The sequence below is a fragment of the Streptomyces sp. NPDC059002 genome, from assembly GCF_042740435.1.
GTDB lineage: Bacteria > Actinomycetota > Actinomycetes > Streptomycetales > Streptomycetaceae > Streptomyces.
Map to the genome: position 1 here is coordinate 1 of NZ_JBHYJI010000097.1, position 19,892 is coordinate 19,892.

The window sequence follows — 19,892 nt, forward strand, 5'->3', positions numbered from 1 at the left end:
CGACCAGCCACGACGCACCCGCAGATGTGGACCGTACTTCCCGCGGAGCGCTTAGTCCGTACGCAGGGTCCGCAGCAGCAGCTCCCCGAACGCCTCCGGTTCGTCCGTGTAGCCGGAGTGGCCGCCGGGGAACTCCCGCAGTTCCAGGCCGAGTCGCTCCGCCATGAGTGCGGCGGGGCGGTACGGCAGCCGGCCGCGCGACCCGAGGCCCGCCGCGAGGACGAGGCGGGGTGCCGCCTCGCGCAGGGCCGCCAGGTCGGGGACGTACGAGGTGAAGGGCACCAGTTCGTACTCCATGAACAGGGGGTTGTTCGCCATCAGGCGGGCCATCATGTCCGCGGTGCGCGGCGGGAGTTCGGCCGGGTCGGGCAGCGGGCCGAGCGTGCCGCCGAGGCCCTGGAGGTAGCGGGTGACCGCGGGCCCGTGGCCCTTGGTGCGCAGCAGTTCGCGGACCTCTTCGGTGAAGGCGCGCTGCTCCGCCGCGTCGGGCAGCAGCGCGAAGCTCGGCGGTTCGTGCGCGACCACGCGGTGCAGGCGCTCGGGGTGGCGGGCGAGGAGGTCGAGGGCGACCACCGCTCCCGCGCTGCTGGCGAAGACGCGTGCGGGTGCGTCGGGGGAGAGCGCCTGGAGGAGGCGGTACGCGTCGTCCGACTGGGTCTGTACGCGGTGTTCCTCGCGCGGTCCGTCCAGCGTGCTGCGCGAGTAGCCGCGCGGATCGACCGTGACGACGGTGTACTCGGCGGCCAGGAGGTCCGCCATGCCGTCGAAGACCGCGGCGTCGCCGCCTCCGCCGGGGAGCATCAGGAGCAGCGGGCCCGTGCCCCGTATCTCGTGGTGGAGGGTCGCGCCGGGCACCTCGAGCGTGGCGGCCCTGGGGGTGACGGTGGTCATGCGGGGGTGGTCCTTTCGGGGGTGGGCCAGTGCTCCAGGAGGACGTGCAGGGCGTCGACGGAGCGGTGCCACGAGGTCTGTATGTCGCGGGGGTGGCCGAAGCCTTCGGAGAGTTCGAGGCTCACGTAGCCGTGGAAGGTGCTGCGCAGCAGGCGTACGGCGTCCGTCAGGTCGGGCTCGGCCAGGTCGTAGCCGCGCAGCAGGGCGTAGGTGTACTCGGCGATGCGGCGCGGCCCCTGGGCCTCGGCGGCGAGCGCCGGATCCAGCTGGAGGTTGGTCGCCGCGTACCGGCCCGGGTGGGCGAGGGCGAAGCGGCGGTACGCGTCCGCGAAGGCGGCCAGCGCGTCCTTGCCCGAGCGGCCCGCGACGGCAGGGCCGATCAGGTCCGCGAACTCGCCCGTGGCCCGCAGCGCGATGCGTGCGCGCAGGTCGGCGACGTTCCTGACGTGCGAGTACAGGCTCGCGTCCTTGACGCCGAAGCCGCGGGCGAGGGCGGAGAGCGTGACGTTCTCCAGGCCGATCTCGTCCGCGAGGTCGGCGGCCGCCGTCACCACGCGGTCGGCCGTGAGGCCTGCTCGGGCCATGGGGCCTTCCTTCCAGGGGAGGGGGTGGGCAGAGGTTTCCTAGGGATCATAGAGCGAAACCTAGGGGTCCTAGGTAATGGGTTTTCCGGGCGGGCCCTTCGAGTGACTCCTGAGCGCGGCTGACGGCCGCACGGCACCGGTCCGGGGTTCGCTCATCGAATGATCAGTAAGACAGCCCAGCGCGGCCTGACCGTGCTGCTCGCCCTGGCCGCCGCGCTGCCCGCCGCCCCCGCGTCCGCGGGGCCCGTGCCGCCGCGGCCCGCGTCCCCCGCGACCGCCGCGCTGGTCCCGGGCATCCCGCTCTCGCCGCTCCACCCATGGCAGTTGGACACCCCCGACCAGGCCCTGCTGCCGCACGTGTACCGGCCGAGCGCCGCCGAGGACGCGGTCGAGCCCATGGACGCGCCGGCCGGTGTCGACGCCCTCATCGAGTACGTGCCGCCGAGCGAGGTCGTCACCAAGGCCGCGGCCCCCGCGTGCAGCAGGCACACCGGGCCCTATCAGCGGCAGGCCGAGCGCTGGCTCGGGCGCCCGGTGGACGGCCGGCAGTCGGCGGTGGACTGCCGGGCCATCAGGGCATTCCAGCGCAAGCAGGGCATCAGGCCCGCCATCGGGTTCGCGGGCCCGGTGACCTGGGCCCGGATGCGGTGGATCTCCGCGCGCAAGAACCCCAACGCGGCGAAGAAGTGCCCCACGCGCGCGTACCGCCTCGCCTGCGTGGATCTGTCACGGCAGCTGATGTGGGTGCAGAAGGACGGGAAGGTGCTGTTCGGCCCCGTGCCGATCCGCACCGGGCGCGCCGGTTACGGGACCCGCACCGGCTGGCACAAGGTCTACTGGAAGCACAAGAACCACTGGTCGTCGCTGTACAACACCCCCATGCCGTACAGCCAGTTCTTCAGCGGCGGGCAGGCGTTCCACGCCATCTACGGCAACGTGTACAGCCCGCCGGGCTCGCGCGGCTGCGTGAACATGCGGGTCACCGACGCCCGGGCGCTGTGGAAGACGCTCCTCAAGGGCGACAAGGTCTATGTGTGGGGCCGCAAGCCGGGGACCTGAGCCGGGGCGTTCGTGACCAGGGGAGCGGGGGCTGTCGGTGGCCTCTGAGAGACTTGTCCGCGATGAACGAGACAGCCCCCTTCCGAGTCCGCGCCGAGATCGACCTCGCCGCCCTCCGCGCCAATGTGCGCACCCTGCGCGCCCGCGCGCGGGGTGCCGCGTTCATGGCCGTCGTGAAGGCGGACGGGTACGGGCACGGGATGGTGCCCTGCGCCAGGGCCGCCGTCGACGCGGGTGCCGCCTGGGTGGGCACCGCCACTCCCCAGGAGGCCCTCGCCCTGCGCGCCGCGGGTCTGCCCGGCCGGATCATGTGCTGGCTGTGGACGCCGGGCGGCCCCTGGCGCGAAGGCGTCGAGGCCGACCTGGACATGTCGGTGAGCGCGCGGTGGGCGCTGCGCGAGGTGACGGACGCCGCCCGCGCCGCGGGCCGCACCGCCCGCATCCAGCTCAAGGCCGACACCGGACTCGGGCGGAACGGCTGCCTGCCCGCCGACTGGCCCGAGCTGATCGCCGAGTCGCTGCGCGCCGAGGCCGAAGGACTCGTCACGGTCACCGGCCTCTGGTCGCACTTCGCCTGCGCCGACGAGCCGGGCCACCCCTCGATCGCCGCGCAGCTCACGGTCTTCCGCGAGATGGTGGCGTACGCGGAGGAGCGCGGGATCCGCCCCGAGGTGCGGCACATCGCCAACTCCCCGGCGACCCTGACGCTTCCGGAGACGCACTTCGATCTCGTACGTCCGGGCATCGCGATGTACGGCGTCTCGCCCAGCCCAGAGGTGGGCACTTCGCAGGACTTCGGGCTGCGCCCCGTGATGACGCTCACCGCCTCGCTCGCTCATGTGAAGCACGCCCCGGGGGGTCACGGCGTCAGTTACGGGCATCACTACACCACCCCCGGGGACACCACCCTCGGCCTCGTGCCCGCCGGGTACGGGGACGGGATCCCGCGCCACGCGTCCGGCGCGGGCCCTGTCCTGATCGGGGGCAAGTGGCGGACGGCCGCGGGGCGCATCGCGATGGACCAGTTCGTGGTCGACCTCGGCGGGGACGAGCCCGAAGTGGGCTCGGAAGCGGTGCTCTTCGGCCCCGGCGACCGCGGCGAGCCGACCGCGGAGGACTGGGCGCAGGCCGCGGGCACCATCGCGTACGAGATCGTCACGCGCATCGGATCGCGTGTCCCGCGCGTCTATGTGAACGAGCGGCCCGGAGCGGACGAGCAGACGGACGACTGACGAGGAGCGGCACGTGAGCGAGAGCAGCACGGGGGCGGCCGCGGTGGAAGCGGTGACGGAGGCCGCCGCCGCGACCGGGAACTGGCGCAGGGCCGGTGTGGCCGGTGCCGCGATAGGAGTCATCGCCGCGGGTGCCGCGGCGGGTGTCGCCATCGAGCGGCTCACCGTCGGCCGCGGCATGCGCAAGAAGGCACGGCTCGCGCTCGACGCGTCGGGTCCGTACGGCTCGCTGCGCGGCATGCCGGGCACGGCGTACGCCGACGACGGCACGGAGCTCTCCTACGAGGTCGACGAGGTCGAGGCGGACAGCGACCAGGCCCCGCGGCTGCGCAGACTCTTCGGACGCCGGGTGCCCGCGCCCGTCACCGTCGTCTTCAGCCACGGCTACTGCCTGAGCCAGGACTCCTGGCACTTCCAGCGGGCCGCCCTGCGCGGCGTCGTCCGCGCGGTCTACTGGGACCAGCGCAGCCACGCCCGCTCGGGGCGCGGCGTCGACCAGCTGGAGCGCGGCGTGCCGGTCTCCATCGACGACCTGGGGCGCGACCTGAAGGCCGTCATCGACGCGGCGGCGCCCGAGGGGCCCCTCGTCCTGGTCGGGCACTCCATGGGCGGCATGACGACGATGGCCCTCGCCGACCAGTTCCCCGAGCTGATCCGCGAGCGCGTCGTCGGCGTCGCCCTGGTGGGTACGTCGTCGGGGCAGCTCGGACAGGTGAACTTCGGGCTCCCGGTGGCCGGGATGAACGCGGTCCGGCGGGTGCTGCCCGGGGTGCTGCGGGCGCTCGGCTCGCAGGCGGAGCTGGTGGAGCGGGGGCGGCGGGCCACGGCCGATCTCTTCGCCGGGGTCATCAAGCGCTACTCGTTCTCGTCGAAGGACGTGGACCCGGCGATCGCGCGGTTCGCCGAGCGCATGATCGAGTCGACGCCGATCGACGTGGTCGCGGAGTTCTACCCGGCGTTCACCGAGCACGACAAGGCGGATGCCCTGAAGCACTTCGCCGACCTGCCCGTCCTCGTCCTCGCGGGCGAGCACGACATGGTGACGCCGAGCGGGCACAGCGAGGCCATCGCGGAGCGGCTGCCGGACGCCGAGCTCGTCCTGGTGCCCGACGCGGGGCACATGGTCATGCTGGAGCACCCCGAGGTGGTCACGGACCGGCTCGTGGATCTGCTGGCGCGGGCGGGCGCCGTCCCGGTGGCCGACGAGGCGGGGCGGGTCGGCGGCTGACGTCGCACGGCGGGTCGGCGCCGCACCGGGCGGCGGCGTCCAGCGGCTAACGTGGGCCTCATGGAAGCACCGCACCACCAGGCCCCCGCCACCACCCTCAAGATCACCGTCAACTCCCCCGAGCAGATGGGCGAGTTGGGCCGCCGCCTGGCCAAACTCCTGCGCCCCGGCGATCTCGTCATGCTCACCGGCGAGCTCGGCGCGGGGAAGACGACGCTGACCCGCGGTCTCGGCGAGGGCCTCGGGGTGCGCGGCGCCGTCACGTCCCCGACCTTCGTGATCGCCCGCGTGCACCCCCCGCTCGGCACGGGTCCCGCGCTCGTGCACGTCGACGCGTACCGCCTGGGCGGCGGGCTCGACGAGATGGAGGACCTCGACCTCGACGTCTCGCTCCCCGAATCGGTGATCGTCGTCGAGTGGGGCGACGGCAAGGTCGAGGAGCTCTCGGACGACCGCCTCCATGTGGTCATCGACCGGGCCGTCGGCGACACGACGGACGAGGTGCGCGAGGTGACGCTGACCGGTCTCGGCGCGCGCTGGGCGGACGCCGACCTGACGCTGCTCGCGGCCTGAGCCACCGCGCCGTCCTTCCCGGGACCGGCCTTGGTACGCCGGTCGACGACCCGGGTCTCGTACGTTCCGCCGAACGTTCCGACAAGGCGTCGGCAAGATGTTGCGCGGCGTGCGTCGGGCGTGGTCACATGGATACCGGTCCTGGTTAGGTCTACCTAACCACGTCTGCCCCGGGAGCCCAGGAGGCATCCATGTCGGCTTCACCACGTGACGCACAGCCGCGGCCGCACGGCCGTCCGGTGCCGGGGCCCTCGGGTGTTCCTGATCCTTCGCCGCTGTCGATGAGCGCCCTGCTGGCGTCGTGCGCCGCGGCGAGCGCGGTCTCCACGCCGCCCAGGGACCCCGCCCCCACGGGTGACGGGGCTAGGGAACGACGACGACCTTCTGGGTAACGCCCGCGAACTGCCACATCGCGTCGCCGTGCTCGCGCGACTCGCGGATGCCGCCCGTCTTCTTCGCCGGGTCGGGCTTGGGCGTCGAGCCGTCGACGGCCGCGCTGAAGCCGATCGCGACCCCGTCGCTGGTCGTGAAGACCACGACGTGCTCGATCGGCACGCCGTCCGTACCGGTGATCGAGCCGGTCCGTGAGGTGACGGTGTACGTGCCGGGGGCCGGGTCCACCGTGCCCGGCGTGACCTCGAAGGTGAGCTTGGCCTTGCCGGACGACTCGACGAGCCAGACGCGGTCGTCGCCCAGGGAGTAGACGACCCGCTCGCCGCTGCCGGACTGCGCGGGCACCGCCGTGGGGTTCTTCTTGTCCTTGGGGGAGCGCGAGGCGGACGCTGCGGGCGACTTGTCGGGCTTCCCGAAGCTGTCCGGCGCGCTGGCCGAGGCCTGATAGGCGAGGAAGCCGACCGCGGCGAGCGCGGCAGCGGTGAGCCCGGCCACGAATCCCGAGCTGCTCCTTGACACCTTGCGCCACCCATCCTCTTCGTACTGCGTACGGCTACGGGGTGACGGTAGCAGCCACCGCGCCCCTTGCCCGGGCAGCCGCACGCCCGCACCGGTGCGGGCGTGCGCCGGGCGCCGGAGCCGTAGGCTGTTCGCGTGCTCTTGCTCGCTCTGGATACCGCAACGCCCGCCGTCACCGTCGCCCTCCACGACGGCTCCTCCGTCATCGCGGAGTCGAGCCAGGTGGACGCCCGCCGTCACGGGGAACTGCTGCTTCCGGCCGTCGACCGCGTGCTCGCCGACGCCGGCCTGAGACTCGACGCCGTCACCGGCATCGTCGTCGGCGTGGGCCCCGGCCCCTACACCGGCCTGCGCGTCGGCCTGATGACCGCCGACACGTTCGGCCTCGCGCTCGGCGTCCCCGTGCACGGCGTGTGCACGCTGGACGGCCTCGCGTACGCCTCCGGCATCGAGAACGGCCCCTTCGTGGTGGCCACCGATGCCCGGCGCAAGGAGGTCTACTGGGCGCGCTACGACGACGTCCGCACGCGGGTGAGTGACCCCGCGGTCGACCGGCCCGCGGACATCGCCGCCGAGGTCGAGGGGCTGCCCGCCGTCGGCGCGGGTGCGCTGCTCTACCCCGACACGTTCCCCGACGCCCGCGCCCCCGAGCATGTCTCCGCGGCCGCGCTCGCCTCGCTGGCCGCCGAGAAGCTGGCCGCGGGCGAGGAACTGATGGAGCCCCGGCCGCTGTACCTGCGCAGGCCCGACGCGCAGGTGCCCAAGAACTACAAGGTGGTCACCCCCAAGTGACCCAGGTGACTGCGGCCGCCGTGCTGCGCGAGATGCGCTGGTGGGACATCGACGCGGTGTTCACGCTCGAGAAGGAGCTGTTCCCGGACGACGCGTGGTCGCGCGGGATGTTCTGGTCCGAGCTCGCCCACGCGCGCGGGCCGCTCGCCACCCGCCGCTATGTGGTGGCCATGGACGGCGACCGCCTCGTCGGGTACGCGGGGCTCGCCGCCTCCGGAGACCTCGCCGACGTCCAGACCATCGCCGTGGCCCGCGACCACTGGGGCACCGGCCTCGGCGCCCGGCTGCTCACCGATCTGCTGCGGGCCGCGACCGCCTTCGAGTGCGCCGAGGTGATGCTGGAAGTGCGGGTCGACAACACCCGGGCGCAGAAGCTGTACGAGCGCTTCGGCTTCGAGCCCATCGGCTTCAGGCGCGGCTACTACCAGCCCGGCAACGTCGACGCGCTGGTCATGCGCCGCACCGACCCCTCCACCTCCGTATCTGGCGTACAAGGAACCGAGATTCATGGCTGACTCGCGCGACGAACCGCTCGTCCTCGGCATCGAGACCTCCTGCGACGAGACCGGCGTCGGCATCGTCCGCGGCACCACGCTGCTCGCCGACGCCGTCGCCTCCAGCGTCGACGAGCACGCCCGCTTCGGCGGCGTCGTCCCCGAGGTCGCATCGCGTGCGCACCTGGAGGCGATGGTGCCGACCATCGACCGCGCCCTGAAGGAAGCGGGCGTGAGCGCGAAGGACCTCGACGGCATCTCGGTGACCGCGGGCCCCGGACTCGCGGGCGCGCTGCTCGTCGGGGTCTCGGCCGCCAAGGCGTACGCGTACGCGCTCGGCAAGCCGCTGTACGGCGTCAACCACCTCGCCTCGCACATCTGCGTCGACCAGCTGGAGCACGGGCCGCTGCCCGAGCCGACCATGGCGCTGCTTGTGTCCGGCGGGCACTCCTCGCTGCTGCTCTCCGAGGACATCACCTCGGACGTACGCCCCCTCGGCGCGACCATCGACGACGCGGCGGGCGAGGCCTTCGACAAGATCGCCCGGGTGCTCAACCTCGGCTTCCCCGGCGGGCCCGTCATCGACCGGTACGCGCGCGAGGGCGACCCGGAGGCGATCGCGTTCCCGCGCGGACTCACCGGGCCCCGCGACCCCGCGTACGACTTCTCCTTCTCCGGTCTGAAGACGTCCGTCGCCCGCTGGATCGAGGCGAAGCGGGCCGCGGGCGAGGACGTGCCGGTGCGGGACGTGTCGGCGTCCTTCCAGGAGGCGGTCGTCGACGTGCTGACCCGCAAGGCCGTGCGGGCCTGCAAGGACGAGGGCGTCGACCACCTGATGATCGGCGGCGGCGTGGCCGCCAACTCGCGGCTTCGGGCGCTCGCACAGGAGCGCTGCGAGAAGGCCGGGATCCGGCTTCGCGTGCCGCGCCCCAAGCTGTGCACGGACAACGGCGCGATGGTCGCGGCCCTCGGCGCCGAGATGGTGGCGCGGAACAGGGCGGCCTCGTCCTGGGACCTGTCGGCGGACTCGTCGCTGCCGGTGACGGAGCCGCATGTGCCGGGGCACACGCACGACCACGACCATGTGCACGAGGTCAGCAAGGAGAACCTGTACTCGTGAGCGTCGCGCTGATGTGGGAGGCCCGCGCCGTCGAGGGGCGCGGCGAGGAGCTGCTGGCCTGGGCGCGGGCGCAGCGGCTCGACGGCACGGGCGGCCCGCTGCGGCGCGAGACCTTCCGGGCGCCGCAGGACCGGGTCCTCGTCATCACCTGGTGGGACGCCGCGCTCGACGCGGACCTGCCGGAACTGCCCGAGCCGGGGCCGGAGTTGGTGACGCGGGCGGTGCACAGGTGGCGGTTCGAGTCGGTCGAGACCCGGCCGCTCTAGCCCCAGCCTCTACTCCTCCCGGGCCGCCAGCAGGACCGTCGCGGTGACGAGCGACAGGACCGTCGTGAACGCCGTGGAGAGCACCGCCAGGGTGCCGAGCGTGCTGTCGAAGTACTGGTCGATCTCGCCGTCGGCGGCGTACGCGTAGAGGGTGCGCGCGTCCAGGTACAGCAGGACGAACGCCAGCGCGAGGCCCGCGCCGCGGCCCGCCTGGCGCCCCCTGAACAGCAGCAGAGCGACGAGCAGGGGCGCGAGCGCGAAGGCCGCGGTGTGGAAGGAGTACGGGATCGACGTGGAGTACGAGGCGTCGACCACGTCACGGAAGAAGCCGCCGACCCCGGCGTCGGGCGAGCCGCCGACCAGGTACACCTGCGGGCGCGTCAGACGGTAGACCAGCCAGGCCACCGCCACTGCGCCGGACAGGAGCAGGCAGACGCCCGCGGCGGCGAGCTGCGGGCGCACCCCTGCCGGGCGGAAGGCGGGCGGCGGTCCGTACGAGGGGTGCGGCGGGGTGTACGGGCCGTACGGGGCGTACGGGGATGGCGTGGCGTCGTACGGGACGTACGGCATGGCGGTGGTCCTGCGGCCCGCACGGGCCAGCTCGATCAGTATCGCGACGCCGACGATCAGCCCGATCACCCGGAAGGTGATGAGGAGTTGGCCGTACTCGGAGCGTTCGAGGACGGTCCGGTAGTCCTCGGAGACCGTGAGGCCCACCAGCTCCCGCAGGGACAGGCCGATCAGCACCACCGCGAGCAGCATCAGCGCGCCGCGCGCCACCCGCCGCCGGGCCAGCGCGATCCCGCCGAAGACGAGCGCGGCGACGATCAGCGCCCAGTCCTGCGGGGTCTGCGCCCACGGGGTGAGCGGGGCCCGCGCGTCGTACAGCGCGGTGAGGAAGTCGTCGGCGCCCGCGCCGCGGTCCTCCAGTTCATAGCCGATCCAGGCGGCAGCGGCGATCGCGTACAGGCCGGTGAGCAGGCCCATGCGCAGATACGCCGCGGAGTGCTCCGGTGCCGCGCGGTTCAGGTCCTCGTGCGTGCCGTGGCCGAGTGCCGCCATGCGTGTCCCCCGATCCTGACGTCTCTGCCGGCAGGGACACGTCGCGGCGGGGCGTCAGTTCCCGAGGGGGCGGCGGTACGTCAACAGATAGCGCCAGAACAGCAGTTGGCGCACGCTGCTGCCGGGCAGGAGGCGGGCCGCCTCGGTGCGGATCCCGGGGAGGCGCATGTCCGGCTGGTGCACGGGTGCCTTGAGCGGGGGCGTGTGCTCGCCGCGCAGGCGCTCGCGTGCGTACACCGTCACCCGGGCCACCGCGTTGACCGGGGACGCCACCGGGTCCCACCAGGTCATCCCGGCGTAGCAGCCGAGGACGAGCAGGGTGCCGCCCGGCGCGAGCGCGTCGCGCAGGCGGGTGACCGTGTCGAACGGCATGTGGTGCAGGCTCGCCAGGCAGGTGATGGCGTCGTAGTGGCCACCGGGCAGTTGCTCCGCGGTCACGTCCGCCTGCCGGAAGCGGGGGCCTCCGCCGGTGGCCTCGGCCTCGGCGATGACCTCCGCGGACGGGTCGAGCGCGTCGACCTCGTAGCCGCGCGCCGCGAGGAGCCGGGCGAAGCGGCCCGTGCCGCAGCCGACGTCGAGGGCGGTGCGGCCACGCGGTGGCAGGTTCCGCAGGAGCAGGCCGTGGTAGTGGTCGTTGTGGTCGAAGGGCATGGGGGAGCCTGGCACGGGGGCCGGACGCGTGGGGTTGGTTCAGGCCCGGCGGTCCGCCGGGCCCAGCAGGCCGTCGATGATCGCGCCCAGTTGCCGGGCCGTGTCGTAGTCCTCGGTCAGCTCGTCCCAGCGTCCGGCGAGCGCCGCGAGGCGGGGCAGCTCGGTGGCGTCCGCGTCCGTGAGCATGTCGGGGAAGTACCGCTTGCGGTCCGGGTCCTTGGCGCGGCGCTCCATCGCGTGGCGGAAGATCAGCTCCCCGCTGACGAAGTGCCAGATGGTGCGGTAGGCGCGGACGGCGTCGGCGGGGGTGAGCCCGCAGTCGATGCCCGCGCCGACGATCTCCTCGACCATCCACAGCGCGCCCTTGTCGGTGAGGTCGCCGAGGCTGAGCACCTCGACCACCCAGGGCATCCGCGCCAGCGTGCCGTGCATGTGCACGGAGACGGCGAGCAGGCGGTCGCGCGGGTCGGCGGGCAGCTCGGGGCGGGGGAGTGTGGCGGCCGTGCCGGAGAGCGTGAGCATCAGGAGGTCGTCCTTGTCGCGCACGTGGTGGTAGAGCGCCATCGGCGTCGTGCCGACCTCCTTGGCGACGCGGCGCATGCTGAGGGCCGCGACGCCCTCCTCCGCCAGGATCCGGCGGGCCGCCGCGACGATCGTCTCCGTCTGGATGCGGCGGGGGCGGCCGACGCCGCGCTTCTTCTTCGCGCCTGACGGGGGTGCGTCCGCTGCGGTTGCGTCCGCTGCGGTTGCGTCCGCCGCGGGCGCGGTCTCCGCGGGTGCGTCTGCCACTGGTTCCTGTGCCGCCGGTTCGTCTGCCACCGGTTCATTGTCGCGCCTGCCCGCGGGGGCGTGGCAGGCGGCGGCGGGTGGTGCGGGATTCGGGCTTGCAGAGTTTCTATACGCGTATAGTAATGTGCGTCGCATGGTGAACTCGAACGCTCAGCAAGGGCGTTGGCTGCTGCCGGTGCTGCTCACCGTGCAGTTCCTCGTCTCCCTCGACATGTCCGTCGTCAACATCGCCCTGCCCGACATAGGCAGCGACCTCGGCTTCGCCGCCGACTCGCTGCTCTGGGTCGTCAACGCCTACGCGCTCGCCTTCGGCGGCCTGCTCATGCTCGGCGGGCGGCTCGCCGACCTGATCGGACGGCGGCGCACCCTCGTCTGGGGCTTCGCCGTCTTCGGCGTGGCCAGCCTCGCGGGCGGACTCGCCCTCGCACCGGGGCAGCTCATCGCGGCCCGCGCCGTGCAGGGCGCGGGCGCCGCGGCACTCGCGCCCGTCGCGCTCGCCCTGATCACCGTCAACTACGCGGCGGGACCCGCGCGTTCACGGGCCCTCGGCCTGTGGGGCATCGCGGGCGCGCTCGGCGGCGCGGTCGGGATCATGGCGGGCGGCCTGCTCACGGACTGGGTCGGCTGGCGCTCCGTGATGCTCGTCAACGTCCCCGTGGTGATCGCCGCGCTCCTCGCGGCGCGGCGCGGAGTGCCCGCCGACCGCCGTACGGGACCCGCGCCCCGCCTCGACGTCACGGGCGCCCTGCTCGTCACGGCCGGCATGACGGTGCTCGTACTCGGCCTGGTGCGCACGGAGACGTACGGCTGGGGATCCGGCACCACGCTGGGCACGATCGCCGCGGCGGCCGCGCTGCTCGTGGCCTTCGCCGTCGTCGAGACCCGCAAGCGGGAGCCGCTGCTCCGGCTCGGCCTGCTCAGCACGGCGCACCGGCCCGTGCTCTCCGCGAACGTCTTCTCGCTGCTGATGTCGTCCGGGCAGTTCGCCGCCTTCTACTTCACCTCGCTCTACCTCCAGCAGGTCATGGGGTACGGGCCGACGGCGGCCGGCGCCGCGTTCCTGCCGTTCTGCGCGGGCGTCGTCGCCGGGTCGACGGTCGCGACCCGGACCGTCGGCAGGGTCGGCGAGAAGGCGCTCCTCGTGACGGGCGCGCTGCTCGGCGCCGCGGGATTCGGGTGGTTCGCGCTGACCGTCGAGGCGGGCGGCACCTTCCTGAGCTCCATCCTCGGCCCCTCCCTGGTCGCCAGCGTCGGCATCGGCATGTGCTTCGTGCCGCTGGGCACGGCGGCGACCGGCGGCGTCGCCCCCGAAGAGACCGGCATGGCGTCCGGGCTGCTCAACAGCTCGCGCCAGCTCGGCGGCTCGCTCGGCCTCGCCGTCCTGGTCACGGTCGCGGCGAGCGCCACGGGGACGGGGACCGGCAAGGCCGCACTCGCCGAGGGCCACGCGGCGGCCTTCGCGGTGTCCGCCGGGCTCCTGGTGGCGGCCGCCCTGGCGACTGCGGTGCTGCACGGCCGCCGCACGCCCGCCCCGGTACCGCCGCGACCTGCGGAAACGTACGCCCGGGAAGAAAGTTCAAAAAATCTCGGCGACGATGTCGAAACGGGCGTCTCCCGTTCGACGCAGGGGTGAGAGGCGGGGAGAAGCCCCGCCGCCACCCGATGGGAGACCACCATGCCGCGCTACCTGACGATGATCCGTATCGACGAGAACAACGCGCCCGCGGACGGCCCGAGCCCCGAGCTCCAGGAGCGCATGGGCGCGCTGCTCGAAGAGATCACCAAGGCCGGGGTGATGCTCGACACCGCGGGCCTGCGACCGACCTCCGAGGGCACCCGCGTCACCTGGGACAAGGGTGAACTGTCCACCACCGACGGCCCGTTCACCGAGACCAAGGAGGTCGTCGGGGGCTACTCGATCGTGCAGGCCAAGGACAAGGCCGAGGCGATCGAGTGGACCAAGCGGTTCCTCGCGACCCACGAGGACTACTGGACGATCACCGCGGAGGTGCGGGAGATCGAGGGCTGAGCCTTTGCGGCGGCTGTGCCGGGGTGCTCTGATGGATGGCCGTGAGCCATCCCCCGGAGCACCCCCGCCAGGCCATCGAGACCGTCTTCCGCATCGAGTCGCCGCGCATCATCGCGGGTGTCGCACGCATCGTGCGGGACGTCGGCATCGCCGAGGAGCTCGCCCAGGACGCCCTGGTGGCGGCCCTCGAACAGTGGCCCGAGCAGGGCGTCCCCGACAACCCGGGCGCCTGGCTCATGGCCGCGGCCAAGCACCGCGCCATCGACCTGGTGCGCCGCCGCGAGCGCTACGCCCGCAAGCTGGCCGAGGTCGGCCGCGACCTGGAGACCGCACCGCCGCACATCGACGAGCCCACCGACCCCGACGACATCGACGACGACCTCCTGCGCCTCGTCTTCACCGCCTGCCACCCGGTGCTCTCCGCCGAGGCCCGCGTGGCGCTCACCCTGCGCCTGCTCGGCGGCCTGACCACCCCGGAGATCGCCCGCGCGATGCTCACGCCGGAGCCGACGGTGGCACAGCGGATCGTGCGGGCGAAGCGGACCCTCGCCACGAAGGGCGTCGCCTTCGAGGTGCCGTACGGCCCCGACAGGGAGGCCCGCCTCGGGTCCGTCCTCGAAGTCATCTACCTCATCTTCAACGAGGGGTACGCCGCCACGGCGGGCGACGACTGGCTGCGCCCCGCCCTGTGCGAGGACGCGCTCCGCCTCGCGCGGGTGCTCGCGGGCCTGATGCCCAAGGAGTCCGAAGTGCACGGTCTCGCGGCTCTCCTGGAACTCCAGGCGTCGCGCTCGGCGGCGCGCACGGGTCCGTCGGGCGAGCCGGTGCTGCTGACGGACCAGAACCGGACCCGCTGGAACCAGATGCTGATCCGGCGCGGATACGCGGCCCTGGCGCGGGCCCAGTCGGTGTCCACGGGCACCCTCGGCCCGTACGCCCTGCAGGCCGCCATCGCCGCGTGCCACGCCCACGCCCATACGTACGAGGAGACGGACTGGCGGCAGATCGCCGCCCTCTACGACCTGCTCGCCGCCCGCACCCCGTCACCGGTCGTCGAGCTGAACCGCGCGGTCGCGGTCTCCCGGGCCGAGGGGCCTGACGTGGGACTGGCCCTGGTCGACGCGCTGGCCGACGAACCGGCCCTGAAGGGCTACCACTTGCTGCCCAGCGTGCGGGGGGACCTGCTCGCCCGACTCGGCCGGTCGGCCGAGGCGCGGGCGGAGTTCGAGCGGGCGGCGTCGCTGACCCGCAACGTGCGGGAGCGTGAGCTGTTGCTGGCGCGGGCGGCCGAGTGTTGAGTCTGCGGGGCCGCTGTGGCTGGTCGCGCAGTTCCCCGCGCCCCTACGGGGCCGGGTGGCCGATCAGCATCGTTGGTGCACCCGCCACCCGTGTCAGGAACACCGTCGCCGCATTCTTCCCCTGCGGCTTCACCTTCCGCCGCAGTTCCTCCGGCTCCACCGCCGAACCCCGCTTCTTCACCGTCAGGATCCCGACCTCCCGCTCCCGCAGCAGCGCCTTCAACTTCTTCACGCCGAAGGGGAGTTGATCGGTGATCTCGTACGCGGTGGCGTACGGGGTGTCGTGCAGCGCGTCCGACGTGACATACGCGATGGTCTCGTCGATCAGCCCGCCCTCCACTCGTGCGGCGACCTCCGCGACCAGGTGCGCGCGGATGACGGCGCCATCCGGCTCGTACAGATAGCGCCCGACGGGGCGGACGGGCGGGTCGGGGAGCATCGCGTCGAGCGAGGTCCACAGGGACGCGTTCCGGGGGAGCAGCGTCGCGCGGTGCGAGGCGGGCGTGTCCGTGCCGAACCACAGCACGGCCTCCTTCACATCGCCGCCGTCCGAGATCCACTCGGCCGCGGCCTGCGCGGGAATCGCCTCGTGCGGGATGCCGGGGGCGATCTTCAGCGCGGCGCGCGGAGCCTTCAGCGCCGCCTCGACCGCCCAGGACAGCGGCGGCGAGTACGCCTCGGGGTCGAAGATCCTCCCGCGTCCGCCCCGGCGTGCCGGGTCCACGAACACCGCGTCGTACGAGGACGTGTCGACCTCGGTGACATCCGCCTCGCGGACCTCGATCAGTTCGGCGAGCCCCAGCGCCTCCGCGTTGGCGCGGGCGACCGCGCAGGTCAGCGGGTCGCGGTCGACGGCGAGCACGGAGATCCCGGCCCGCGCGAGGGCGATCGCGTCGCCGCCGATGCCGCAGCACAGATCGGCGAGGGTGCGTACGCCCAGCGCCTTGAAGCTCTCGGCGCGGTGCGCGGCGACGGAGGCGCGCGTGGACTGCTCGACGCCGTTCGGCGTGAAGAACATCCGGGCCGCGTCATCGGCGCCGAACTTCGCCGCCGCCCGCTGTCGCAGGCGCGCCTGCGCGATGGCCGCGGAGACCAGGGCGGCGGGGTGCTCCCGGCGCAGCCGGGTGGCGGCGGCGAGTTCCTGCGCGGGTGCCACGTCCCGCACCTCGTCGAGCAGGGCCCGGCCCTCGTCGGTGAGGAGGGCGGCGAAGGCGGCGAGGGGATCGGCCAGGCGGGCCTCGGCGTCGGGGGTGGCGTCGCGGTCGTTCACCTGCCCCATTGTGGGCCAGTCGGTGGACGGTGCGCGGCCCGGCGGCGGTGTCGGCCCCTCGGCAGGGCGTTGAGCTGCAAGGATCCGGCGCCATGCAACTAGTACGACAAAACGAAGAATCCACCAGAAGACGGAAGAATCGGGCGAGAGCCATGGCCGCGGCGATCACGGCCGCCGCGATCGCCTCGGGCTGCGCCTCCGGGGGCGAACCCGACGCCGTCGAACCCGCCCACGGCCAGCAGCCCCTCCAGGCCCCGCCCGCCCGCGCACTCGACTCCTACGCCCGGAAACTCGGCGCGGCCCAGGCCGTGCGGGCCGCCGCGGCCAAGCGCTGGGGCCTGGCGAAGACCCCGCTCGCGGCGCCCCCGGCCCCTGCGGCCAAGCCGCACATCACCACCCGCAAGGGCTTCGAGGTGAAGGGCCAGGCGCACCTGCCCCCGGTCTTCACCACGATCCCCACCAAGGAGAAGGTCGTCTTCCTGACCATCGACGACGGCGCCGAGAAGGACCCGGCGCTGCTGAAGATGATGAGCGACCTGAAGCTCCCGTACACCGCGTTCCTCAGCGACTACCTGGTCAAGGAGGACTACGCGTACTTCAAGAAGATGCAGTCCCGCGGCGTCACCCTGAACAACCACACCCTCAACCACCGCTACCTGCCCGGACTTTCGTACGAGGGGCAGCGCCGCGAGATCTGCGGCATGCAGGACACCATCCAGAAGCGCTACGGCAAACGCCCCGAGCTCTTCCGCCCGCCCTACGGCAACTACAACCAGGACACTCTGCGCGCCGCCAGGTCCTGCGGCGTCAAGGCGGTCCCGCTGTGGGCGTCGGAGGCGTTCGCCGACCACATGGAGTGGCGCGAATGGGACCGCGACCTGCACCCCGGCGACATCATCCTCACGCACTTCAGGGGCCGTGAGGACTGGAAGGGCACCATGCCCGACATGGTCCGCAGGGTCATGAAGACGGTCACGGACAAGGGGTACGCGGTGGCCAGGCTGGAGGACTACCTGTGACCCCCCGGGCGCGAGCGCACCGCCGCCTCCTCGCCGCGGTCCTCCTGTGCGGCGTGCTCGCGTCCGCACTGCTCACGGCATGCGCGGAATCGGTGGACCCGATCGAACGGCTGGGCAGAAAGGCGGCCCAGAAGATGCCGAAGCGCAAGGGAGAGGCGGGCCCACAGGGGAAGGACCACTGTGCCGAGCGCCAGGAACCGAGGCGCCCACACGGCACGGACAAGGAACCCCCGCCCCACAAGAACCGTTGCCCCGACAGGACCACCCCAAGCCCGGCCCCGGCACGGGGCACCCCCACCCGCTGAAGCCCGACGCAGTCGATTGGCACTCCGCTTGACCGAGTGCTAATCCCCGTCCTAGTCTCGCTTCTGGCACTCCCCACTGGAGAGTGCCAACAGCGACGGGCAGGTCCGGCACCCGCGACGACGGATCCACCTGGTCGCCACCCCAGACTGTTAACCCCGTAGATCTCCGAAGGGGGAGACCGGATCGTGACGACCGCAAGCTCCAAGGTTGCCATCAAGCCGCTCGAGGACCGCATTGTGGTCCAGCCGCTCGACGCCGAGCAGACCACGGCCTCTGGCCTGGTCATTCCGGACACCGCGAAGGAGAAGCCCCAGGAGGGTGCTGTCCTCGCCGTGGGCCCGGGCCGCTTCGAGAACGGCGAGCGCCTTCCGCTCGACGTCAAGGTCGGCGACGTCGTGCTGTACAGCAAGTACGGCGGCACCGAGGTGAAGTACAACGGCGACGAGTACCTCGTCCTCTCGGCTCGCGACGTGCTCGCGATCGTCGAGAAGTAGTTCACCCCGAAGCAGAAGCATGCTTTGAGCTGCGCCCCTGGTCACCCCGCTGATTGCCGGGCGGCGAGGGGCGCAGTTCGTTTAATCCCGAGTTTTCGAGAGGGCTGAATCGCTCCTATGGCGAAGATCCTGAAGTTCGACGAGGACGCCCGTCGCGCCCTTGAGCGCGGCGTCAACAAGCTTGCCGACACGGTCAAGGTGACGATCGGCCCCCGCGGCCGCAACGTCGTCATCGACAAGAAGTTCGGCGCCCCGACCATCACCAACGACGGCGTCACCATCGCCCGTGAGGTCGAGGTCGAGGACCCGTACGAGAACCTCGGCGCCCAGCTGGTGAAGGAGGTGGCGACCAAGACCAACGACATCGCTGGTGACGGCACCACCACCGCCACCGTGCTCGCCCAGGCCCTGGTCAAGGAAGGCCTGCGCAACGTCGCCGCCGGTGCTTCCCCGGCCGCCCTGAAGAAGGGCATCGACGCCGCCGTCGCGGCCGTCTCCGAGGAGCTCCTCGCCACCGCCCGTCCGATCGACGACAAGGCCGACATCGCGGCCGTCGCCGGTCTGTCGGCCCAGGACCCGCAGGTCGGCGAGCTCATCGCCGAGGCGATGGACAAGGTCGGCAAGGACGGTGTCATCACCGTCGAGGAGTCCAACACCTTCGGCCTGGAGCTCGACTTCACCGAGGGCATGGCCTTCGACAAGGGCTACCTGTCCCCGTACATGGTGTCCGACCAGGAGCGTATGGAGGCCGTCCTCGACGACCCGTACATCCTGATCCACCAGGGCAAGATCTCCTCCATCCAGGACCTCCTGCCGCTGCTCGAGAAGGTCATCCAGGCCAACGCCTCGAAGCCGCTCCTGATCATCGCCGAGGACGTCGAGGGCGAGGCCCTCTCGACCCTGGTCGTGAACAAGATCCGTGGCACCTTCAACGCCGTCGCGGTGAAGGCCCCCGGCTTCGGCGACCGCCGCAAGGCCATGCTCGGTGACATCGCCACCCTCACCGGCGGCACCGTCATCGCCGAAGAGGTCGGCCTCAAGATCGACCAGGTCGGTCTCGACGTGCTCGGCACCGCCCGCCGCGTCACCATCACCAAGGACGACACGACCATCGTCGACGGCGGCGGCAACGCCGGTGACGTCGAGGGCCGCGTCGCCCAGATCAAGGCCGAGATCGAGGCCACGGACTCCGACTGGGACCGCGAGAAGCTCCAGGAGCGCCTCGCGAAGCTGGCCGGCGGCGTGTGCGTCATCAAGGTCGGCGCCGCCACCGAGGTGGAGCTGAAGGAGAAGAAGCACCGTCTGGAGGACGCCATCTCCGCGACCCGCGCCGCGGTCGAGGAGGGCATCGTCTCCGGTGGTGGCTCCGCCCTGGTCCACGCCGTCAAGGTCCTCGAGGGCAACCTCGGCAAGGAGGGCGACGAGGCCACCGGTGTCGCCGTCGTCCGCCGCGCCGCCGTCGAGCCGCTGCGCTGGATCGCCGAGAACGCCGGCCTCGAGGGCTACGTCATCACCTCGAAGGTCGCCGAGCTCGACAAGGGCTTCGGCTTCAACGCCGCGACCGGCGAGTACGGCGACCTGGTGAAGGCCGGTCTCCTCGACCCGGTCAAGGTCACCCGCTCCGCCCTGGAGAACGCCGCGTCCATCGCGTCGCTGCTGCTCACGACCGAGACCCTGGTCGTCGAGAAGCCGGCCGAGGAAGAGGCCGAGGCCGGTCACGGCCACGGGCACGGTCACTCGCACTGACCGCTGCGCTCGCCTGAACGGTGACTGAGGCCCGGTTCCCCACCTGCTGTGGGGAACCGGGCCTCAGCCTTTTCGGG

The 19,892-nt window shown here is 72.5% G+C and carries 21 protein-coding genes; 14 read left to right on the plus strand and 7 right to left on the minus strand.

Annotated features, from left to right (window positions below):
• Positions 1 to 51 precede the first annotated feature (51 nt).
• Both ACFWZ2_RS41665 and ACFWZ2_RS41670 read right to left on the minus strand, forming a co-directional pair.
• A complete protein-coding gene (locus ACFWZ2_RS41665) occupies positions 52 to 891 on the minus strand; it encodes an alpha/beta fold hydrolase (RefSeq protein ID WP_384555008.1) in 840 nt (279 codons plus the stop codon).
• Positions 888 to 1,475, minus strand: coding sequence for a TetR/AcrR family transcriptional regulator (locus ACFWZ2_RS41670; RefSeq protein ID WP_384555009.1), 588 nt, complete (start codon positions 1,473 to 1,475; stop codon positions 888 to 890). The genes ACFWZ2_RS41665 and ACFWZ2_RS41670 overlap by 4 nt, the downstream gene beginning before the upstream one ends.
• 159 nt (positions 1,476 to 1,634) lie before the next feature.
• Between ACFWZ2_RS41670 and ACFWZ2_RS41675 the strand changes: the two genes are divergently transcribed.
• The 4 genes from ACFWZ2_RS41675 to tsaE all read left to right on the plus strand — a co-directional run bounded on the left by ACFWZ2_RS41675 (position 1,635) and on the right by tsaE (position 5,567).
• Positions 1,635 to 2,534 (plus strand): L,D-transpeptidase family protein, encoded by a 900-nt coding sequence (locus ACFWZ2_RS41675; protein WP_384555010.1) that lies wholly within the window; start codon positions 1,635 to 1,637, stop codon positions 2,532 to 2,534.
• 62 nt (positions 2,535 to 2,596) lie between these two features.
• A complete protein-coding gene (alr, locus tag ACFWZ2_RS41680) occupies positions 2,597 to 3,766 on the plus strand; it encodes an alanine racemase (RefSeq protein ID WP_384555011.1) in 1,170 nt (389 codons plus the stop codon).
• Between the two features lie 13 nt (positions 3,767 to 3,779).
• Positions 3,780 to 4,994 carry an alpha/beta fold hydrolase gene (locus ACFWZ2_RS41685; protein ID WP_384555012.1) on the plus strand — a complete coding sequence of 405 codons (1,215 nt, stop codon included), beginning with the start codon at positions 3,780 to 3,782 and terminating at the stop codon, positions 4,992 to 4,994.
• Positions 4,995 to 5,054: 60 nt separating this feature from the next.
• Entirely contained in the window at positions 5,055 to 5,567 is a 513-nt protein-coding gene (gene tsaE, locus ACFWZ2_RS41690) for a tRNA (adenosine(37)-N6)-threonylcarbamoyltransferase complex ATPase subunit type 1 TsaE (protein WP_384555013.1), read from the plus strand.
• A gap of 363 nt (positions 5,568 to 5,930) precedes the next feature.
• Here the strand turns inward: tsaE and ACFWZ2_RS41695 are convergent, their stop codons facing one another.
• Positions 5,931 to 6,479: a hypothetical protein gene (locus tag ACFWZ2_RS41695; RefSeq protein WP_384555014.1), complete on the minus strand. Its 549-nt coding sequence runs from the start codon at positions 6,477 to 6,479 to the stop codon at positions 5,931 to 5,933.
• Between the two features lie 135 nt (positions 6,480 to 6,614).
• Here ACFWZ2_RS41695 and tsaB point away from each other — a divergent pair, with 135 nt between their 5' ends.
• The 4 genes from tsaB to ACFWZ2_RS41715 are packed head-to-tail and all read left to right on the plus strand — an operon-like array spanning position 6,615 to position 9,151.
• A complete protein-coding gene (gene tsaB, locus ACFWZ2_RS41700) occupies positions 6,615 to 7,271 on the plus strand; it encodes a tRNA (adenosine(37)-N6)-threonylcarbamoyltransferase complex dimerization subunit type 1 TsaB (protein ID WP_384555015.1) in 657 nt (218 codons plus the stop codon).
• Positions 7,272 to 7,303: 32 nt separating this feature from the next.
• The gene (gene rimI, locus ACFWZ2_RS41705) at positions 7,304 to 7,786 is read left to right on the plus strand and encodes a ribosomal protein S18-alanine N-acetyltransferase (RefSeq protein WP_384555027.1); all 483 of its coding nucleotides are present in this window, start codon (positions 7,304 to 7,306) and stop codon (positions 7,784 to 7,786) included.
• A complete protein-coding gene (gene tsaD / locus ACFWZ2_RS41710) occupies positions 7,779 to 8,885 on the plus strand; it encodes a tRNA (adenosine(37)-N6)-threonylcarbamoyltransferase complex transferase subunit TsaD (RefSeq protein WP_384555016.1) in 1,107 nt (368 codons plus the stop codon). The genes rimI and tsaD overlap by 8 nt, the downstream gene beginning before the upstream one ends.
• Positions 8,882 to 9,151: a hypothetical protein gene (locus tag ACFWZ2_RS41715; RefSeq protein ID WP_384555017.1), complete on the plus strand. Its 270-nt coding sequence runs from the start codon at positions 8,882 to 8,884 to the stop codon at positions 9,149 to 9,151. Before tsaD ends, ACFWZ2_RS41715 begins: the two co-directional genes overlap by 4 nt.
• 9 nt (positions 9,152 to 9,160) lie before the next feature.
• Here ACFWZ2_RS41715 and ACFWZ2_RS41720 read toward each other — a convergent pair whose 3' ends face one another.
• Genes ACFWZ2_RS41720 through ACFWZ2_RS41730 form a run of 3 tightly spaced genes read right to left on the minus strand, consistent with a single transcriptional unit; the run spans position 9,161 to position 11,683 of the window.
• Positions 9,161 to 10,213 carry a hypothetical protein gene (locus ACFWZ2_RS41720; protein ID WP_384555018.1) on the minus strand — a complete coding sequence of 351 codons (1,053 nt, stop codon included), beginning with the start codon at positions 10,211 to 10,213 and terminating at the stop codon, positions 9,161 to 9,163.
• A 54-nt stretch (positions 10,214 to 10,267) separates the two neighbouring features.
• Positions 10,268 to 10,864: a class I SAM-dependent methyltransferase gene (locus ACFWZ2_RS41725; RefSeq protein ID WP_384555019.1), complete on the minus strand. Its 597-nt coding sequence runs from the start codon at positions 10,862 to 10,864 to the stop codon at positions 10,268 to 10,270.
• 39 nt (positions 10,865 to 10,903) lie between these two features.
• Complete coding sequence (locus ACFWZ2_RS41730; RefSeq protein ID WP_384555020.1) at positions 10,904 to 11,683, minus strand: TetR/AcrR family transcriptional regulator; 780 nt, start codon at positions 11,681 to 11,683, stop codon at positions 10,904 to 10,906.
• Positions 11,684 to 11,786: 103 nt separating this feature from the next.
• Here ACFWZ2_RS41730 and ACFWZ2_RS41735 point away from each other — a divergent pair, with 103 nt between their 5' ends.
• From ACFWZ2_RS41735 to ACFWZ2_RS41745, 3 genes are read left to right on the plus strand one after another with little or no spacing between them, the layout of a single operon-like run.
• The gene (locus ACFWZ2_RS41735) at positions 11,787 to 13,286 is read left to right on the plus strand and encodes an MFS transporter (RefSeq protein ID WP_384555021.1); all 1,500 of its coding nucleotides are present in this window, start codon (positions 11,787 to 11,789) and stop codon (positions 13,284 to 13,286) included.
• A gap of 42 nt (positions 13,287 to 13,328) precedes the next feature.
• Positions 13,329 to 13,682 (plus strand): YciI family protein, encoded by a 354-nt coding sequence (locus ACFWZ2_RS41740; protein WP_384555022.1) that lies wholly within the window; start codon positions 13,329 to 13,331, stop codon positions 13,680 to 13,682.
• 35 nt (positions 13,683 to 13,717) lie between these two features.
• Complete coding sequence (locus ACFWZ2_RS41745; protein ID WP_384555023.1) at positions 13,718 to 14,980, plus strand: RNA polymerase sigma factor; 1,263 nt, start codon at positions 13,718 to 13,720, stop codon at positions 14,978 to 14,980.
• A gap of 43 nt (positions 14,981 to 15,023) precedes the next feature.
• Here ACFWZ2_RS41745 and ACFWZ2_RS41750 read toward each other — a convergent pair whose 3' ends face one another.
• Complete coding sequence (locus tag ACFWZ2_RS41750) at positions 15,024 to 16,259, minus strand: methyltransferase domain-containing protein (protein ID WP_384555024.1); 1,236 nt, start codon at positions 16,257 to 16,259, stop codon at positions 15,024 to 15,026.
• Positions 16,260 to 16,402: 143 nt separating this feature from the next.
• Between ACFWZ2_RS41750 and ACFWZ2_RS41755 the strand changes: the two genes are divergently transcribed.
• The 3 genes from ACFWZ2_RS41755 to groL all read left to right on the plus strand — a co-directional run bounded on the left by ACFWZ2_RS41755 (position 16,403) and on the right by groL (position 19,815).
• Positions 16,403 to 17,269 carry a polysaccharide deacetylase family protein gene (locus tag ACFWZ2_RS41755; protein ID WP_384555025.1) on the plus strand — a complete coding sequence of 289 codons (867 nt, stop codon included), beginning with the start codon at positions 16,403 to 16,405 and terminating at the stop codon, positions 17,267 to 17,269.
• 491 nt (positions 17,270 to 17,760) lie between these two features.
• Positions 17,761 to 18,069, plus strand: a complete 309-nt coding sequence (gene groES / locus ACFWZ2_RS41760) for a co-chaperone GroES (RefSeq protein WP_006347174.1) — start codon at positions 17,761 to 17,763, stop codon at positions 18,067 to 18,069.
• A gap of 117 nt (positions 18,070 to 18,186) precedes the next feature.
• Positions 18,187 to 19,815 (plus strand): chaperonin GroEL, encoded by a 1,629-nt coding sequence (gene groL, locus ACFWZ2_RS41765; RefSeq protein ID WP_384555026.1) that lies wholly within the window; start codon positions 18,187 to 18,189, stop codon positions 19,813 to 19,815.
• Positions 19,816 to 19,892: the final 77 nt, after the last annotated feature.

Coding starts and splice junctions, on each gene's coding strand:
- ACFWZ2_RS41665 (WP_384555008.1), bottom strand. CDS start 891: ATGACCACCGTCACCCCCAGGGCCGCCACGCTCGAGGTGCCCGGCGCG.
- ACFWZ2_RS41670 (WP_384555009.1), bottom strand. CDS start 1,475: ATGGCCCGAGCAGGCCTCACGGCCGACCGCGTGGTGACGGCGGCCGCC.
- ACFWZ2_RS41675 (WP_384555010.1), top strand. CDS start 1,635: ATGATCAGTAAGACAGCCCAGCGCGGCCTGACCGTGCTGCTCGCCCTG.
- alr (WP_384555011.1), top strand. CDS start 2,597: ATGAACGAGACAGCCCCCTTCCGAGTCCGCGCCGAGATCGACCTCGCC.
- tsaE (WP_384555013.1), top strand. CDS start 5,055: ATGGAAGCACCGCACCACCAGGCCCCCGCCACCACCCTCAAGATCACC.
- rimI (WP_384555027.1), top strand. CDS start 7,304: ATGCGCTGGTGGGACATCGACGCGGTGTTCACGCTCGAGAAGGAGCTG.
- tsaD (WP_384555016.1), top strand. CDS start 7,779: ATGGCTGACTCGCGCGACGAACCGCTCGTCCTCGGCATCGAGACCTCC.
- ACFWZ2_RS41720 (WP_384555018.1), bottom strand. CDS start 10,213: ATGGCGGCACTCGGCCACGGCACGCACGAGGACCTGAACCGCGCGGCA.
- ACFWZ2_RS41725 (WP_384555019.1), bottom strand. CDS start 10,864: ATGCCCTTCGACCACAACGACCACTACCACGGCCTGCTCCTGCGGAAC.
- ACFWZ2_RS41735 (WP_384555021.1), top strand. CDS start 11,787: ATGGTGAACTCGAACGCTCAGCAAGGGCGTTGGCTGCTGCCGGTGCTG.
- ACFWZ2_RS41740 (WP_384555022.1), top strand. CDS start 13,329: ATGCCGCGCTACCTGACGATGATCCGTATCGACGAGAACAACGCGCCC.
- ACFWZ2_RS41745 (WP_384555023.1), top strand. CDS start 13,718: ATGGCCGTGAGCCATCCCCCGGAGCACCCCCGCCAGGCCATCGAGACC.
- ACFWZ2_RS41750 (WP_384555024.1), bottom strand. CDS start 16,259: ATGGGGCAGGTGAACGACCGCGACGCCACCCCCGACGCCGAGGCCCGC.
- ACFWZ2_RS41755 (WP_384555025.1), top strand. CDS start 16,403: ATGGCCGCGGCGATCACGGCCGCCGCGATCGCCTCGGGCTGCGCCTCC.
- groL (WP_384555026.1), top strand. CDS start 18,187: ATGGCGAAGATCCTGAAGTTCGACGAGGACGCCCGTCGCGCCCTTGAG.